This window comes from Priestia sp. TRM10 (genome assembly GCF_057808375.1).
This window is the reverse complement of sequence record NZ_JBJZOT010000011.1, coordinates 276,003-292,841: the sequence shown is the minus strand read 5'-3', so window position 1 is coordinate 292,841 and position 16,839 is coordinate 276,003. Positions and strand designations below refer to the sequence as shown.

The window sequence follows — 16,839 nt, the reverse complement described above, 5'->3', positions numbered from 1 at the left end:
TAATGTAGTAAATATGTTATTCCTTCTAGCATTATAATACAACAATCCCAATAAGGAAAGTAAGAATTACTAACAACTAAAAAGACCTTTCTTATAGAATTAAGAAAGGCCTTTACTTTTATCCCTATTTTTCATTTCTTCTTTTGAATAAATCACGTTCATAGGGTTTCCACCAACAAATGTTCCTGGGGCTACGTTACGATGTACAACAGTTCCTGCTGCTACAATGGCTCCATCACCAATTGTTACCCCAGGCAAAATCGTTGTATTTGCTCCAATCATTACTTCGCTACCAATTTCTACATCTCCAAGACGGTACTCTTTAATTAAATATTCATGAGTCAAAATCGTTGTGTTGTAGCCAATAATAGAGTTACGACCAACGGAAATTCGTTCAGGAAACATGACATCAACCATTGCCATTAATGCAAAAGATGTTTTTTCTCCAATGTTCATGTGAAGAAAAGTCCGATAGAGCCAATTTTTCACTTTTAAAAATGGGATATAGCGCGCAAGTTGAATTACGATAAAGTTTTTGACAACTTTCCAAAATGAGACTGTTTTGTACATGTTCCACAATGCATTCTCATCATTTACTTCATAACGCTCTAATTTTCGCACTTTTACTTTCCTCCAAGTATGGCTTTTAAATCTCCCATCTCATCGAGAATGTAGTCTGGTTCATATGAAGCAACATGTGCTTTTCCTTTGGCACTCCAAGCTACCCCAACCGTCTTTGTGCCAGCATTTTTACCAGCCAGAATATCGTGCGAATTATCGCCAATCATCATTGCTTCCTCTGGTTTAGCATTCAGCTTAGCTAATGCTTTATCAATTGGTTCACGATGTGGTTTAGCATACTGAACATCATCAAGCGTAATGACAACATCGAAAAAAGGATCTAATCCTGTTAGCTTCAGTCCCATTTCAACTGTCTGACGAATTTTGGTCGTTACAATACCAAGCTTGTAGCCTTGCTCTTTTAACCATTTTACCGTTTCAAAAACAGTTGGAAATTCTGTCACTAAGCGGTCATGATGCTCATGGTTGTATGCTCTATAACAGTCCACCATTTCCTCTATATTTTCTGGATTTAATTGAGCAAATGAATCATAAAGAGGCGGTCCCATAAATGAAAGCACATCTTCCCTTTTATATTTGCTTGGATAATAGGTTTCAAGCGTATGTAAAAAAGAAGAAATGATTAACTCATTTGTATCAATTAATGTTCCATCTAAGTCAAAAAGAAGAGTATTAACGTTCATAAGTAACTTCCTTTCTTTGAGATAATCCCTTTTGGCGACTCCAAATTTTAGCGATAACAATCGTCAAAAGAAGGGCCGTAATAACGCGAATAAGCAGCAATGGAAGAACAGGAATACCGAGTGGAATAAAAACAAGAGTGTCTTCTACAACTGCATGACAAGCAACTAAGAAAATAAAGGCAAGCGTTGCATCTTTTTTAGATACCCCTTCTTCTTGAACCGCTTGAATCATTACCCCTGCTCCATACGCCAAACCAATTAATAGTCCTGTTACAAGCGTTGTAGAGGTATTTCCATTCATACCTAATAATTTTGTAAAAGGAACCATCTTATTTGAAAACTTACTTAACCATCCTAAATCTTTTAAAATTTGAAGTGCGATCATGACAGGGATAACAATAATTGCCAGCTGTAAAATCCCCATAGCAGCTGTTTCAATCCCTTTTAGTATAATGGCTCCCCATCCTGATACAACTTCATCCTTTTGAGAAATAAAGCCGTACTGAGCTTGCTCTTCTCCACCTTTCCAAACAAGATTGATAATAAAAGCAGACAAGAGAGCAAGCCCAATACGAACAGATAAAATAACGGAAAGTCTAACTCCCACTTTCAATGCTACTGTTGATTCAATAAGCAAGTTATGGCTAAATGACAGCATAACAGCTAGAATAAAAACTTCTTTTACAGACAAGTCGAGCGTTAAGATTCCTGCAATCCCAGCATACAAATTAAGCAAGTTTCCTAAAACAAGTGGAACAGCTGCATCCCCTGGAAGTCCAATGACTTTCATTACAGGTGTTAGCCACGAAGCAATAAGATCAATGAATGGCGTATACTGAAGAAGGTAAACAATAAGTGTAACAGGAAAAATGATTTTCCCGAGTGTCCAGGTTGTTTTTAACCCTGAGATTATTCCCCTTTGAAGCGACTTTTTCATGAAGTATATCCCCCTATCCCTAGATTATTGAACATTACTGATCAAGATAGTGCTTCTTGCTCCATCCTTTCCAGCGACGAACTATAATAAAAACAAGAGAAAGGAGAATCAATACAATAGAAATAACTTGAGCAATACGAAGTGAACTTGTTAGCATCAGACTATCTGTTCTCATTCCTTCAATAAAGAAGCGCCCAATCGAATACCAAATAACGTATGTAAGGAAAAGCTCTCCTCGACGTAAGTTTGCTCTTCTTAACAAGATTAAAACAACAACGCCAACTATGCTCCACAGTGACTCATATAAAAATGTTGGGTGATAATAGGTCCCATTAATATACATTTGATCTATAATGAACTTTGGCAAATGTAAGTTTTCTAAGAAGGCTCTTGAAACAGGCCCGCCATGTGCTTCTTGGTTCATGAAATTTCCCCATCGACCAATCGCCTGACCTAGTAAAATACTTGGGGCCGCAATATCCGCAAGTTTCCAAAATGAGTATCCTCTCACTTTAGAATAGATAACGGCTGTTAATACAGCTCCAATAAGTCCGCCATGAATTGCAATTCCTCCATGCCAAATCTGCGGGATTTGAACTAAGTTCTCAGAATAATAGTCCCATTTAAATGCTACATAATAAACGCGAGCAAAGATAATAGCAATCGGTACTGCAAATAGAACTAGATCAACAAAGACTTCTTTCGGAATACCTCGACGCTCACATTCTTTTGTCGCTAAATAAAGACCAAGAATTACGCCAATCCCGATAATCACCCCATACCAATAAACCGTTAGTGGACCAATTTCAAGGAACACACGATCAAGTGGCTGAATGTCTTCCATCTCTCTCACTTCCTTTATGGTTTAGTCTTTTCTCAATATGTTTCGTCATGGTCTTCAAGCGTTGTATCTTCAATTGCCCCTGTTAGGCGATTCGAAAATTGTTCAGCTGCGTTAATACCCATTTTCTTAAGACGATAGTTCATTGCAGCTACCTCAATGATAACGGCTAAGTTTCGACCTGGACGTACAGGAACTGTTAGTTTTGTAATCTGTGTATCAATAATTTTCATTTTTTCTTCTTCAAGACCAAGACGATCATAATGCTTTGTTTGATCCCATGTCTCCAAGTTAATAACGAGAGTGATGCGCTTAAAGTTTCTCACAGCACCTGCTCCAAAGAGTGTCATAACATTAATAATACCTAGTCCGCGAATCTCTAGAAGATGTTCAATTAATCCAGGAGCGTTTCCAATTAAAGTATCCTGGTCTTCCTGGCGAATTTCAACACAGTCATCAGCAACTAAACGATGGCCTCGTTTTACAAGCTCAAGTGCTGTTTCACTTTTCCCAACTCCACTTTTTCCAATGATTAAAACACCAACACCGTAAATATCAACTAATACACCGTGTACCGCTGTCGTAGGAGCAAGTTTACTTTCTAAGTAGTTTGTCAATCGACTTGATAACCGTGTTGTTTTCATGTCAGAGCGCAAAACAGGCACAGACTCGCGCTCAGATGCTTCAATAAGCTCTTGTGGGACTTCCATCTCTCTTGATACAACAATAGCTGGAGTAATATCTGTACAAAGCTTTTCCATTCTAATTTGCTTTTGTTCAACATCAAGTTGATTAAAAAAAGAAATCTCTGTTTTTCCAAGAAGCTGAAGACGCTCTGCAGGATAATATGTAAAATAGCCTGCCATCTCAATGCCAGGTCGTGAAATATCACTCACTGTAATCGGGCGGTTCACCCCTTCTTCTCCACTGATTAGTTCTAGATTAAATTTCTCTATTATGTCTTTTGTTCTCACTTTTGCCAAGGGTGGTTCCTCCCTGTTTTCTCGTATTTGATGTAAAGATATTTTCTCATTCTAATTACAAATGCTGTTATCCTGTTTATTGTATCATTAAATGATTTTAGAAGAAAAATTTCTTAAAAAAACTAAAAAAAAGAGCAGGTTCCTTCACCTGCTCTTCTAACGTTGCATTGGCTCAATAAATGCTTTTTGAGCGATTAAATTTAATAGTGCCATAATAATTGCTGCAAACAAAGCTGTACTAAACCCATCAATAATAAAGGCATCTCCAATGATTCCTTGTGTAATCATCAATGTAATTGCATTGATGACAAATAGGAACAATCCTAATGTTAAGATTGTTGCTGGTAACGTAAATAAAATAAGGATTGGCTTAATGATGATGTTAATAATAGAGAGCACAATAGCAGCAATTACAGCTGCACTGACTGAACTCAAATAAAAATCGTCAAAAATGGTTGATACAATCATGAGGCTTAATGCATTCACAACAATGCTAATAACCCATCTTTTCCACATACGTTATTCTCCTTCATTTGGAACGATGAAAATCCATATTAGGTAAATCCACCCAATCGATCCTACTCCACCAATAAATGCAACAATAAAAATAATACGAAGAAGGCTGCTGTCCATATTTAAATAGTCAGCAAGTCCACCGAGTACTCCACCTAACTTACGGTCCTTTACAGAACGATACAGCTTTGTCTTCAATTGCTACACTTCCCTTTCATACAGTCCGATAGCTCCTGTTCTAGACTCAGCCACTATTTTCGTGACGCTTTCCCCACTATTAATAGAGCGGAACTTTAAAACCTTTTGGATTTTCTCATTCTTTTCTTCTAATATATGAACATTTGGAAGGTTACATGTAAGGTTGCCAAAGTTTGAGCGAATACTTCCATCAATAAAAGCTCCAGGTGCAAAGAAAGTTTTGATGCTTCCTGCTGTTGATTTTAGAAATACGTATTGAGAAGGCTGTATTAAATACTGTTCAATACTTCCATTGAACGTCTGCAAATCAACATGTCTTGCTTCTCCCCTTAGATTAATAGCTCCATTGATTGTCTCTCCTTCACACTTATTGAGTGAAATATTTTGTAGTGAAAGAGCTCCGTGTACTGTCTCAAACTCCCCTTTTTCTCCGCGTATATTCTTAAATGATAAGCTGCCGTTCGCCGTTTTAGCTTTTAAATTTCCTATTTTTAAATCTTTCCCAACGATAGGACCGTTAAACGTGCGCAATATGATTTCATTATACTCTACATTTGGAATAAACAGGTGCGCTTTGACTTTAATCCCTTTATTTTGAACATTGAAACGAATCTTTCCTTCTTCAGTAGAAAATATTGTTTCTTGAGAGAAAAGTTTTTTGGCTTCTTCTTGGCTATTTACTTTATAAACTTTTGCTGAACATTCAATACGAACCTCATTTTGTGACCAAGGCTCAATTTTTACATTTCCGTTTGCAATATCAAGGTCAAGGCTACGAGCTTCCACATCACTATGTTGAAAAATTTGATTAACATCGTAAGAAGTACCAAAGTTAAAATCTAAATCTGTATCTTTAATCTTCTTTACAGTTTGATCTAAAAATGAAAACACTTTTTTCTTTAAATCACGTTCACGAGGAGGCTCTTCCTTTTGAAAAGCTTTCTCGTCTAAAAAAGGAGAAACTTCTACTGCTTTTTCTTCCTTCTGTTTTGCTTCTTTTTCTTCTCTTTCCATTGCTTCAAGTAATTTAAATGCTTCATCAGCAGAAATTCGACCTTCTTCAATCATTTTCAGAAGCTGTTTACGTTGGTTTTCCATTATATTTCCTCCTTATTAACGATCAATGATGACTTTAATTCCTTTGACAACATTCCAAATTGCAACTCCAAACGAGAGAACAAGACACAGGATAGCAACAAAAATAATCCATACGGCTGATAAGCCATAGTGACCTGAGAAATATGGGATAAGGTAAAGGAAAAATAAAGGTATTGATAACACTGGTAATATATGAGAGAACAATGCCCATTTTGCATCATCCTTAACTCTTTTATCTTGGGTAACAAAGTAGATGATAATTGGCAAGAGAAAGGGAGCAAAGAAAAGACTAAAATAAGAAAGGGCTGACAAGACTTTATTAGACTCCATGTTTGTTTTTTCATCTCCTTTATCTGTATTACGTTTTTATGTTGAAGTAAGTTTCAACATTCGAAAAACTTTCCTTAGCTCTATAAAAAAAGGATAAGCCACTTTTTAGTAGACTTACCCTTTTCACATTATGATTTAACCGTTTCTGCTCCTTTTAAACGATCTTCCATTCTTTTACGATCTCGCTCAAGAATAGGCGCAAGATAACGGCCTGTATAAGATCCTTCAACATTTGCAACTTCTTCTGGTACTCCTGTTGCTACAATTTGTCCACCTTTATCCCCACCATCAGGACCAAGATCAATAATATAATCAGCAGTCTTAATAACATCTAAGTTATGTTCAATAACAAGCACAGTGTCTCCATTGCCAACTAAGCGCTGAAGAACTTTTAGTAAACGAGCAATATCATCAACATGCAAACCTGTTGTTGGTTCATCTAAAATATACATTGTACGTCCTGTTGAACGACGGTGAAGTTCTGATGCAAGCTTCACACGCTGTGCTTCGCCTCCTGAGAGAGTTGTAGCAGGTTGACCAAGTGTAATGTAACCTAGGCCAACATCTTCAATTGTTTGAAGCTTACGCTTGATTTTAGGAATATTTTCAAAGAATTCAATTGCATCTTCAACAGTCATTTCTAAAACATCTGCAATGTTCTTTCCTTTATATTTCACCTCAAGCGTTTCACGATTATATCGCTTCCCATGGCAAACCTCGCATGGAACATACACATCTGGAAGGAAGTGCATTTCGATTTTGATAATTCCATCTCCTCGGCACGCTTCACAACGTCCTCCCTTTACATTAAAGCTAAAACGTCCTTTCTGATATCCGCGTGTTTTTGCTTCATTTGTTTGAGCAAATAAGTCACGAATATGATCAAACACACCTGTATATGTTGCCGGATTTGAGCGAGGCGTTCTACCAATAGGTGATTGATCAATATCAACAATTTTATCAAGGTGATTAATTCCCTTAATTTCTTTATGCTCCCCTGGCTTCTGTTTCGCATTATTCAACTTTTGTGACAGTGATTTCCTTAGCACCTCATTGATAAGCGTACTCTTCCCTGAACCTGATACGCCTGTTACAGCAAGAAATAAACCTAGTGGAAGCTTTACTTTTACATTTTTTAAGTTATTTTCTTTTGCCCCTACAATTTCAAGCATTCGCTCTTTATCAACAGCTCTTCGCTCTGTCGGAAGTGGGATGAATTTCTTTCCTGATAAATATTGACCTGTTAAAGAGTTTTCGTCATGCATTACTTCTTCAGGCGTGCCTGCTGAAACAACTTTTCCTCCATGAATCCCTGCTCCAGGTCCAATATCAATAAGATAATCAGCTGCCATCATGGTATCTTCATCATGTTCAACAACAATAAGTGTATTTCCTAAGTCGCGCATGCTCTGCATTGTTTCGATAAGACGATCGTTGTCACGTTGATGAAGTCCGATTGATGGTTCATCTAAAATATATAAAACGCCTGATAAACGAGAACCAATCTGAGTTGCCAAACGGATGCGCTGTGCCTCGCCTCCTGAAAGCGTTCCTGCAGATCTATTCAACGTTAAATAATCAAGACCAACGTTGTTTAAAAATCCTAGACGCTCTGTAATTTCTCTTAAAATCATTTGAGCAATTTGCATCTCTTTTTCAGAAAGACTAAGGGTTGCAAAAAACTCATATGCTTCTTGTACAGAAAAACTCGTTACCTTCCCAATATGCTTACCATCAATTAAAACAGCAAGCGTTTCTTTCTTAAGACGGTTTCCTTTACATTTTGGGCAAGGCTGTTCTCCCATATATTTTTCCATCTGCTCCCGAATGTAGTCTGAGCTTGTTTCACGATAACGACGCTCAATGTTTGGGACAACCCCTTCGAACTCAATATCGTTTTCACGAATTTGTCCAAAATCATTTTCATAGCGAAAATGAATGCGCTCTTTATCACTCCCATAGAGCACTTTGTCTAACAAATGCTTAGGAATATCGCGAACAGGAATGTCCATATCGATTCCATAATGTACACAAACAGCTTTTAAAAGCTGTGGATAATACTGTGAGCTTGTTGGCTCCCAAGGGGCAATTGCATGTTCTTTGAGCGATAAATCATAGTTTGGAATCACAAGATCTAAATCAACTTCAAGCCGAACCCCTAATCCATCACAGCTTGTACAAGCTCCAAATGGGCTGTTAAACGAAAACATTCTTGGCTCAAGTTCACCGATTGAGAAACCACAATATGGACATGCGTGATGTTCACTGAAAAGAAGCTCTTCTTCTCCGATAACATCAATAACGACTTTTCCTTCCCCTAACCGAAGTGCCGTTTCAAGAGAGTCTGCTAACCTTGTTTCTACTCCTTCTTTTACAACAATACGGTCCACAACTACTTGAATCGTATGTTTTTTATTTTTTTCAAGGTTAATGTCATCGCCAAGATCATACATTTCTCCATCAATTCGAACGCGTACGAAGCCTTGCTTTTTAATATCTTCAAGCACTTTTACATGCATACCTTTACGTCCATCAATAACAGGAGCGAGCACCTGAAGCTTCGTGCGCTCTGGATATTCTAAAATGCGGTCAACCATCTGTTCAATTGTTTGAGATGTAATTTCAATACCGTGATTTGGACACGTTGGACGTCCAACGCGCGCAAACAGCAAGCGTAGATAATCATAAATTTCTGTGACTGTCCCAACTGTTGAGCGCGGATTACGACTTGTTGTTTTTTGGTCAATTGAAATTGCTGGTGACAGACCTTCAATAGAATCCACATCAGGCTTATCCATCTGCCCCAAAAACTGACGAGCGTACGCTGATAAAGACTCAACGTAACGACGCTGTCCTTCCGCGTAAATCGTATCAAAAGCTAATGAAGATTTCCCTGAACCAGATAAACCCGTCATTACGACGAGTTTATCTCTAGGAATTGTAACATCAAGATTATTTAAATTATTGGCTCTAGCTCCTTTTACAACAATGCGATCTGTTGCCATAAGACAATCATCCCTCCGCTTTCAACTCTAAAATAGTATCACGAAGCTGTGCGGCACGTTCGAAATCAAGCGCTTTTGCAGCTTCTTTCATTTCTCTTTCCATGTTCTCAATAACTTCTGCACGCTCTCGTTTCGTCATCTTCTTCAAGTCTGGACGATTTTCATACTGTTCTTCATCTTCTGCAACCATTGTTGCTCGAATAGAATCACGTACTTTTTTCTGAATCGTCTGCGGAGTTATACCATGTTCTTCGTTGTAAGCTATTTGCGTTTCACGACGACGTTTTGTCTCGTTAATAGCAATGTCCATTGATTTTGTAATTTTGTCAGCATACATGATAACATGACCATTTTCGTTCCTTGCAGCACGACCAATCGTTTGAATAAGAGAACGTTCTGAACGTAAAAATCCTTCTTTATCTGCATCAAGGATAGCTACAAGAGAAACTTCTGGAATATCTAGCCCTTCTCTTAATAAGTTAATCCCAACAAGCACATCATATGTGCCAATGCGAAGCTCACGAATTGTTTCAATACGTTCTAATGTTTTTATTTCTGAATGAAGGTAGTTGACTTTAATACCAAGCTCTTTTAAGTAGTCTGTTAAATCTTCCGACATTTTTTTCGTTAACGTTGTTATAAGTACCCGCTCATTTCGTTCAGTACGCTGACGAATTTCGTCTACGAGATCATCAATTTGTCCTTTAATTGGACGCACGTCAATTGTTGGATCAAGCAACCCTGTCGGTCTAATAATCTGCTCAATGAATTCTGGTGCTTTTTCCATTTCATAAGGTCCTGGCGTTGCTGAAACATAAACCATTTGAGAAATATGTTTCTCGTATTCTTCAAAGCGAAGCGGACGGTTGTCAAGAGCAGAGGGCAACCGAAATCCGTGATCAACGAGAACCTGTTTACGTGCTTGGTCACCGTTGTACATGCCCCGTATTTGTGGCATTGTTACATGTGACTCATCCACAATCATTAAAAAGTCATCTGGAAAGAAATCTAAAAGCGTATACGGAGTTGATCCTGGTGGACGAAGCGTTAAATGACGAGAGTAGTTTTCAATCCCTGAACAAAATCCCATTTCGCGCATCATTTCGAGATCGTAGCGCGTACGTTGTTCTAGTCGCTGCGCTTCTAGCAACTTGCCGTTATCCTTTAATACTTTAAGACGATCTTCCAACTCTTTTTCGATATTTTGAATAGCAACACGCATTTTTTCTTCACGAGTAACGAAGTGGGAAGCAGGATAAATTGCTACATGGTTACGGTCACCGATAATTTCCCCTGTCAAAGCATCCACTTCTCGGATACGATCAATTTCATCTCCAAAAAATTCAACGCGTATACAATGTTCATCCCTTGAAACTGGGAAAATTTCAACTACATCACCACGAACGCGAAACGTACCGCGTTTAAAATCAATATCATTTCGTTCATACTGAATATCCACGAGATTGCGCAAAAGCTCATTTCGTTCTCTTTCCATGCCCACTCTTAATGATAGAACCATTTCTTTATATTCTTCAGGCGAACCTAGACCATAAATACAAGAAACGCTGGCAATGATAATAACGTCATTTCTTTCAAACAAAGAAGACGTTGCCGAGTGACGAAGCTTATCAATTTCATCATTAATACTCGCATCTTTCTCAATAAATGTATCTGTTTGAGGAACATACGCCTCTGGTTGATAGTAATCATAATAACTAACAAAATACTCCACAGCATTGTTTGGGAAGAATTCCTTAAACTCGCTGTAGAGCTGTCCAGCTAGTGTTTTGTTATGAGCAATAACAAGCGTTGGCTTGTTAATTTCTTTAATTACATTTGAAACAGTGAACGTTTTGCCTGTGCCTGTTGCTCCAAGCAATACTTGATGCTGTTTACCTTCTTTAATCCCTTGGACAAGCTTATCAATAGCCTTAGGCTGATCACCTTGAGGTTGATAAGAAGAAACAAGTTCAAACTGATTGTCCACACTAAACACCCCGCTCTTACACAAATTATAGAAATATCTTATCACAATAAATGAAGAAAAACCAAAAATATGTTCGCATTTTCTTGTAATTTTTTACCGAACTTTTTTCTGTTTGTAGTACACACTTTTCCCTTTTTCCCTTTAAAACATGCAAAAAAACGAAGGGGCTGTTTCCCTTCGTCCTCAAAATATACAAATATTAAAATCCATTTACTAGTTTTTTGTAGAATAAGGCCTCTTCTTGCAAAAATACTTTTGTTTCTTCATGATTTTTATAGAAAGATTCCCACTCGTTCTCTTTCAGAATTTGTTGCCATTCCTCTGTCTCTACCATTTCTTTAATCTTCTCATCCCAATATTTTATTTGCTCATCTGTCATACCCTTTGGTCCCATTACTCCTCTCCAATGTGAAAAAACAACATTAAGACCTTGTTCTTTCCATGTTGGAACTTCTTTAAAGTTTTCAATCCGTTTCTCAGATGAAATAGCAAGCATTTTTATTTTTCCTTCTCTATAATATGGCTTTGCTTCAGAAAGAGGCATAATTGTCACATCAAGCTTCCTCTTAAGTAATGCTGAGAGAAGTGACGAACGATCTTCATACACACTGAAATCAAGCTTTGCGCCATTGATTCCATACTGATTGATGCCTTGAATAAAAGATAGATGATCGTCATTTCCGATGCCAGGGGAAATACCCAATTTTAATGAGGCAGGATCTTCCTGCAGCTTTTTAATAATATCTTTCACTTCTTTAATATCACTGTTTTTGCTCACAACAATAACTTCCCATTCCGTGGAAAGCATTGCAATTGGTGTAAAATCACGATAAGTTAGAGCACTTTGCCCAATAAGGTTATTTGTTAAAAGAAGACTTGAATTCATTGCGACAGAATGACCATCTTGTGATTGAAGATACTTCCATCCCTTCTCCCCATTTCCGCCTAAAAGAGAAGTAAGCACAACAGATTGATCTGTAATGCTTTCGTTTGTTAGAATGGACTGCATCCCTTTAGCTGTCTGTCCCCATCCTCCCGTAGAGGCGCCTGGTATGACAATTTCTAACTCACGCGTTGGAAAAGCTTCTTTGTCGTTTTCTTTCTCGGCACAGCCTGATATATAAACGAGCATAAACAAACTGATAAACAGCATTATTTTTCTCATTTAATACCTCCACTCATTCTTCACTCACAATCAAGTAGTATTTCCGCTCCGGTCTTCCCACAATGCCGTATTCTAATTCTGCTCTTAGCCGTTGAATGGATACAAGGTATTCTAAATAACGTCGAGCTGTTGTACGAGAAGCCCCCATTGCTTCACTTACTTCTTCAATTGAAGCCCCCTTATGAAATTGATTCATAACTTTAGTGATTTTCTCTAGCGTCAGTGGATCAATTCCAGAAGGAAGCTGCTTCTCAGCTACTGAAGCTTCGTGGATACCTTGGAAGAAAAGTTCTACAAACGTTTGATCAATCTCTTCAGCAGATTGAAGCATTTCTTTCTTCTTTTTATATTTTTTAATTGCCTCTGTAAACTTTTCAGCACTTACAGGTTTGATTAAATAGTTCTCAACCCCTATTTTTAAAGCTCTTTCTAATAACTCTTTTTCCCTTGCTGCTGTGATCAAGATCACATCTAAGTCTCTAAACTCCTGCTTTAAATTAGGCAGAAGATCAATTCCTGTTTGATCTGGAAGGTAGATATCAAGTAAAAGCAAATCAGCTTCATTCTCTCTCAAAAGCTCCATTGTTTGTTCTGCATTAAATGCTTTTCCTACAACCTCTGTTTCTTCTATTTTTAAAAGAAATTTCTCTTGAATATCAGCGATTCGGAAATCGTCTTCTGCAATTGCTACTCGTAACATGTTTGACTCCCCTTTTATGCCCCTTTAATTTCTTTTGGTAGATAGACTGTAAAAATAGTCCTCTTTCCTTTCTCACTTTGAACTTCAATTTCCCCATGAAGGTGAGCAACAGCTCTCTTCACATTTGTTAATCCATATCCCCTATCTTTTCCTTTCGTAGAGAAAGCTGATTGAAAAATAACTGAAATCTGTTCATCAGATATTCCTTCTCCATTATCCTCTACTTCAATAATAATGTCCTGTCCAAGGTCAGTGATAAAAAAACTCACCTTTTTTTCCCTATCCATGCTTCTAACAGCTTCAAAAGCATTATCAATTAGGTTCCCAATAATCACCGTCAGCTCAGGAGTTTCAATATGTTCTGGAATCTGATGCAATGAACTGTTTTCATCAATTGTAAAGTGAATTTTTTTCTCAGATGCCTTACCAATTTTCCCAAGTAACATACCTTGGACTTTGTGATCCACTATTTTTTGAAAAAGAGCCTCATTTTGAGATTTTTGAAACCCATATTCCTCCTCAATAAAAGCAATTGCTTCATCATAGTAGCCTAACTGAAGCAATCCGAGGAGAAGGTGGAGCTTGTTTGCAAACTCATGGGTTTGAGCTCTTAGATCTTCAGAGTACTTTTTCACTTCAGAAAGCTTATCAACTAGTTTCTTAAGCTCTGTTTTGTCTCGAAAACTAGCAACTCCTCCGATGATTTTCTCTTTTCGCATAATTGGCGTTACATTTATAATAAGAAGCTTATCATTTATTAAACACTCTTCATTGCTTTTACTTTCTCCTGTCATAAGCACATCCTTCATCCCAATTTGAGGGTAGATATGCTCTAGTAGCTGACCTGAATCCGCTTCTTCCAGTCCAAGTAATTCTTTTGCTGATTGATTAAACGTTGTAATATAGCCCTCTCTATCGATTGACACAATTCCTTCTTTAATGGATTGAATAACAGCCTGCCTTTCTCTATATAAAGAAGAGATTTCAGCTGGTTCTAAACCTAATGTGTCTTTTCGAATGCTTTTGGTTAAGAGGATACCTCCCCAAATGCCCAATAGCACAACAACTAGAGAAGAAAATAATACAACATGAAGTTTATTCCAAATTTCTTTGTATATAGATTTCTTTGAAAACTCCGCTGTAACAACACCAATGATTTTTTCACTATCCTCATTTTCTTGTACAATTGGTGCCTTTGCGATATAAGACGGGCCATTAACGCCTTTTCCCTCTTTTAAATAGTAACCTCCAAAAGTTAGTGCTTTATAATTTATAGGATCATAAACATTAGATATCGTAGAACCTCTTGTAGGGTATGAATAAGACTTTCCTTCTTTACTTGTAATCCTCAGCGCATCTGCTCCAACTTGAGTTCTCATCTGCTGAAGAATGATTTTTGCATCTTCAGGTGAATGTTCGAATGCATGTTGAATAGGAGGTAAAAAAGAAAGCGTTTTCACCACTTGCAATGAGAGCTTTTCAACCTTATCGCGTTCATCTTGAATTTCATTGTAAATATAGATTGTTGTTAAAAGAAGAACAATCCCTAAAATAAGCCCAATAATAAGAGTTAGAATTTTAGTTTTTAGCGATATAAACGATTTCTGTTTCATTATTAACTCCTCATTCACTTCCACTTATATTCTAATCTAGACGTATTAAACCTATTTTTCAATACTAAATGTTTGGAATTTATAGAATAATGAAAAGTTAATGGCTTGTTGGAGAATGTTCACTTTTTAACTTTTACGATTGTTAATAGAAGGGTATACATATAGTAGCTGAATAAATAACCATTCCTTTTCACTAATTATAGCTATATACGAAAGGAGAAAAAACTTGAATTCATTATATCGATCTAAGAGAAGAAAAGTATTGCTTGGTGTTTGTGGAGGACTATCAGAAAAGTTCGGTATTAGTGCTTCACTCATCCGAATTTTAGTTGTCATTCTATGTTTTGTTACAGCTTTTCTACCTGTTGCGCTTGTATACGGTGTGTTAGGCGCTGTTCTCCCGAAGCAGTAAATAAAAAAGCCCTCATTTTATATGAGGGCTTTTTTAGGCTATCAGTTCTCTGCAAGCTGCTGCACAAACCTTACATGCTTGAGCACATTCCTTACAATGAGGATGGTCATGTTTTTCACACTCTTTTGCACATTGATTACAAACCATGGCACAAAGCTCACATGTTTCCTTAATAAATGAACCTTCAAGCTCAATTGTTTTCATTGTTAGAGAGACAATCATTGCACATTGGCGGTCTAGTTTAATACATTCTCGCATATGATTGATATCTTCTTCTTTTAAACACTCTATATAACAGGTATTACACGCTGCTAAACATTGCCCGAGTGCTTTTAAACATTCTTGCTTTGTCATTTGATTCCCCTCCTGATTTATAGAGAGTTTTTCTACAACGTCTTTAAGATCCATGTTTATCTCTCTTCTGTCAGATTAATTTTCTTAATATCACCAAGCACAAAGAGATAGAAAAGAAGCCCAATAAGCAACACAGCACCTGCTACAAGAAAACTAGAGTCAAATGAGCCTGTTAGATCAAAAAGATAACCTGTTAGAGCTGCTGCTATAATACCACCAAATAAGTTGTTCGCAAGGTTGACAATTGAACTCAACAGTGCAGTTGTACCTGGAGGAGCTATTTCAGCAGAAATGGACCAGCCAACAGGAGCTGTAGCTGATATACCTGCTAATCCAATTGAAATACACACGATAGAAACAATTGCACTGCTTGTAAAAATAGAGCCTAGAAAAACAAAACCAAGCAGCATCCCGCACAAAATAATTCGACGGTACACTTTAGCTGGTTCATGCCCTTTCTTCACAAAGTAATCCACAAGCCATCCACCTACTAATATTCCCGAAACGGTTGAAATCAGCCATGGAATGGCTGTATAAAGCCCAGAAGACATCAGATCTAAATTAAACTCTTCTTTAAAAAAAGTAGGCATCCAAGTTAAAAGCAAGTTGAACGTATAACCATATCCAGTGAAGCCAATCATCAGCCCCCATACTTTGCGGTGACGAAACAGCTTACTTAATACCTTCCTTGTCCCATAGGGCATTTTATCTTCAGTAATTGCATTGTACTTTTGAATATAGTTAAGCTCTTCCGAAGAAATTCGCTTATGGCGATTAGGCTGCTCATAGTACCACCAAAAAACTAAGGTAAATAAAACGTTAATAATTCCAATTGTAAGAAACGTTATTCGCCAATCAAATCTTGTAATCATAAAAGCTACAAAAGGAGCTCCAAGTACGTTGGCGAACTTAGCAGCAGAGTCAAAAAAGGAATTGGCTAAGCTTCGCTCACTTGGTGGAAACCACATTGCCGTTGCTTTCGATGCAGCTGGAAAAGCAGAGGCTCCTGTTAATCCAATTAGAAATCTTATTGTATACAATAAAAGTTTCCCTTGTAAGAAAGCCATCGTAATGGTTAACAAACTCCAAAGTACCATTCCAATTCTTGTCACCCAAGAGACACCGAACCGATCAAGAAGGCTTCCAACTGGAAGCTGCATCATGGTATATGAATACGTATAAATAGAGAATACAAGCCCAATCTCTGTAGCGCTTAGATGGAATGACTCTTGAATAGCTGGTGCTGCAACAGAAATGGCTACACGATCAAAATAGTTTAAAATAATTAAGCTGCTTAAAAGTGAAGAAATTAGCCAGCGTGTACGACCAGGTCGTTCAATCTTATCAACTCCCATATTAACGTTCACCTCCTTTTTCTTAGAATGTTCTTTTTTAAAACACATGATTCTTTAAAATACTTGTGAAAATATTCACCAAG

The 16,839-nt window shown here is 37.4% G+C and carries 17 protein-coding genes; 1 reads left to right on the top strand and 16 read right to left on the bottom strand.

Annotated features, from left to right (window positions below; all coding sequences use genetic code 11):
• Positions 1-99: 99 nt before the first annotated feature.
• The 14 genes from ACK3CR_RS09795 to ACK3CR_RS09730 form a co-directional block, all read right to left on the bottom strand.
• Positions 100-621 (bottom strand): acyltransferase, encoded by a 522-nt coding sequence (locus tag ACK3CR_RS09795; RefSeq protein WP_243516584.1) that lies wholly within the window; start codon positions 619-621, stop codon positions 100-102.
• A gap of 2 nt (positions 622-623) precedes the next feature.
• On the bottom strand, positions 624-1,265 hold the full coding sequence (ppaX, locus tag ACK3CR_RS09790; protein ID WP_234961906.1) for a pyrophosphatase PpaX: 642 nt from the start codon (positions 1,263-1,265) through the stop codon (positions 624-626).
• A complete protein-coding gene (locus ACK3CR_RS09785; protein WP_488975307.1) occupies positions 1,255-2,202 on the bottom strand; it encodes a nucleoside recognition domain-containing protein in 948 nt (315 codons plus the stop codon). The genes ppaX and ACK3CR_RS09785 overlap by 11 nt, the downstream gene beginning before the upstream one ends.
• Positions 2,203-2,236: 34 nt before the next feature.
• Complete coding sequence (lgt, locus tag ACK3CR_RS09780) at positions 2,237-3,046, bottom strand: prolipoprotein diacylglyceryl transferase (protein WP_243516579.1); 810 nt, start codon at positions 3,044-3,046, stop codon at positions 2,237-2,239.
• A gap of 32 nt (positions 3,047-3,078) precedes the next feature.
• Positions 3,079-4,026 (bottom strand): HPr(Ser) kinase/phosphatase, encoded by a 948-nt coding sequence (hprK, locus tag ACK3CR_RS09775; protein WP_019394916.1) that lies wholly within the window; start codon positions 4,024-4,026, stop codon positions 3,079-3,081.
• Positions 4,027-4,182: 156 nt separating this feature from the next.
• On the bottom strand, positions 4,183-4,542 hold the full coding sequence (locus ACK3CR_RS09770; protein ID WP_019394915.1) for a phage holin family protein: 360 nt from the start codon (positions 4,540-4,542) through the stop codon (positions 4,183-4,185).
• 3 nt (positions 4,543-4,545) lie between these two features.
• Entirely contained in the window at positions 4,546-4,737 is a 192-nt protein-coding gene (locus tag ACK3CR_RS09765) for a PspC domain-containing protein (protein WP_019394914.1), read from the bottom strand.
• A 3-nt stretch (positions 4,738-4,740) separates the two neighbouring features.
• Complete coding sequence (locus ACK3CR_RS09760) at positions 4,741-5,835, bottom strand: DUF4097 family beta strand repeat-containing protein (RefSeq protein ID WP_488975306.1); 1,095 nt, start codon at positions 5,833-5,835, stop codon at positions 4,741-4,743.
• 15 nt (positions 5,836-5,850) lie between these two features.
• Positions 5,851-6,165, bottom strand: a complete 315-nt coding sequence (locus tag ACK3CR_RS09755) for a magnetosome magnetite crystal formation protein family (protein ID WP_243516572.1) — start codon at positions 6,163-6,165, stop codon at positions 5,851-5,853.
• A gap of 128 nt (positions 6,166-6,293) precedes the next feature.
• Entirely contained in the window at positions 6,294-9,170 is a 2,877-nt protein-coding gene (gene uvrA / locus ACK3CR_RS09750; protein ID WP_488975305.1) for an excinuclease ABC subunit UvrA, read from the bottom strand.
• Between the two features lie 7 nt (positions 9,171-9,177).
• Complete coding sequence (gene uvrB, locus ACK3CR_RS09745) at positions 9,178-11,157, bottom strand: excinuclease ABC subunit UvrB (protein ID WP_243516568.1); 1,980 nt, start codon at positions 11,155-11,157, stop codon at positions 9,178-9,180.
• Positions 11,158-11,356: 199 nt separating this feature from the next.
• Positions 11,357-12,322: a tripartite tricarboxylate transporter substrate binding protein gene (locus ACK3CR_RS09740; protein WP_243516566.1), complete on the bottom strand. Its 966-nt coding sequence runs from the start codon at positions 12,320-12,322 to the stop codon at positions 11,357-11,359.
• A 13-nt stretch (positions 12,323-12,335) separates the two neighbouring features.
• Entirely contained in the window at positions 12,336-13,022 is a 687-nt protein-coding gene (locus ACK3CR_RS09735; protein WP_243516564.1) for a response regulator, read from the bottom strand.
• 14 nt (positions 13,023-13,036) lie between these two features.
• Complete coding sequence (locus ACK3CR_RS09730; protein WP_328122124.1) at positions 13,037-14,635, bottom strand: sensor histidine kinase; 1,599 nt, start codon at positions 14,633-14,635, stop codon at positions 13,037-13,039.
• A gap of 226 nt (positions 14,636-14,861) precedes the next feature.
• On the opposite strand from ACK3CR_RS09730, the gene ACK3CR_RS09725 reads away from it, so the two are divergent.
• Positions 14,862-15,047: a PspC domain-containing protein gene (locus tag ACK3CR_RS09725; RefSeq protein ID WP_019394906.1), complete on the top strand. Its 186-nt coding sequence runs from the start codon at positions 14,862-14,864 to the stop codon at positions 15,045-15,047.
• Between the two features lie 33 nt (positions 15,048-15,080).
• Here ACK3CR_RS09725 and ACK3CR_RS09720 read toward each other — a convergent pair whose 3' ends face one another.
• Together ACK3CR_RS09720 and ACK3CR_RS09715 are read right to left on the bottom strand one after the other, a co-directional pair.
• The gene (locus ACK3CR_RS09720) at positions 15,081-15,401 is read right to left on the bottom strand and encodes a four-helix bundle copper-binding protein (RefSeq protein WP_243516560.1); all 321 of its coding nucleotides are present in this window, start codon (positions 15,399-15,401) and stop codon (positions 15,081-15,083) included.
• A 56-nt stretch (positions 15,402-15,457) separates the two neighbouring features.
• Positions 15,458-16,756, bottom strand: a complete 1,299-nt coding sequence (locus tag ACK3CR_RS09715; RefSeq protein ID WP_488975304.1) for an MFS transporter — start codon at positions 16,754-16,756, stop codon at positions 15,458-15,460.
• Between the last annotated feature and the right edge of the window lie 83 nt (positions 16,757-16,839).

Excerpts from the sequence above, each read along its gene's own strand:
- ppaX (WP_234961906.1), bottom strand. The coding sequence starts at position 1,265 with ATGAACGTTAATACTCTTCTTTTTGACTTAGATGGAACATTAATTGAT.
- ACK3CR_RS09785 (WP_488975307.1), bottom strand. The coding sequence starts at position 2,202 with ATGAAAAAGTCGCTTCAAAGGGGAATAATCTCAGGGTTAAAAACAACC.
- lgt (WP_243516579.1), bottom strand. The coding sequence starts at position 3,046 with ATGGAAGACATTCAGCCACTTGATCGTGTGTTCCTTGAAATTGGTCCA.
- ACK3CR_RS09770 (WP_019394915.1), bottom strand. The coding sequence starts at position 4,542 with ATGTGGAAAAGATGGGTTATTAGCATTGTTGTGAATGCATTAAGCCTC.
- ACK3CR_RS09760 (WP_488975306.1), bottom strand. The coding sequence starts at position 5,835 with ATGGAAAACCAACGTAAACAGCTTCTGAAAATGATTGAAGAAGGTCGA.
- ACK3CR_RS09755 (WP_243516572.1), bottom strand. The coding sequence starts at position 6,165 with ATGGAGTCTAATAAAGTCTTGTCAGCCCTTTCTTATTTTAGTCTTTTC.
- uvrA (WP_488975305.1), bottom strand. The coding sequence starts at position 9,170 with ATGGCAACAGATCGCATTGTTGTAAAAGGAGCTAGAGCCAATAATTTA.
- ACK3CR_RS09740 (WP_243516566.1), bottom strand. The coding sequence starts at position 12,322 with ATGAGAAAAATAATGCTGTTTATCAGTTTGTTTATGCTCGTTTATATA.
- ACK3CR_RS09735 (WP_243516564.1), bottom strand. The coding sequence starts at position 13,022 with ATGTTACGAGTAGCAATTGCAGAAGACGATTTCCGAATCGCTGATATT.
- ACK3CR_RS09730 (WP_328122124.1), bottom strand. The coding sequence starts at position 14,635 with ATGAAACAGAAATCGTTTATATCGCTAAAAACTAAAATTCTAACTCTT.
- ACK3CR_RS09720 (WP_243516560.1), bottom strand. The coding sequence starts at position 15,401 with ATGACAAAGCAAGAATGTTTAAAAGCACTCGGGCAATGTTTAGCAGCG.
- ACK3CR_RS09715 (WP_488975304.1), bottom strand. The coding sequence starts at position 16,756 with ATGGGAGTTGATAAGATTGAACGACCTGGTCGTACACGCTGGCTAATT.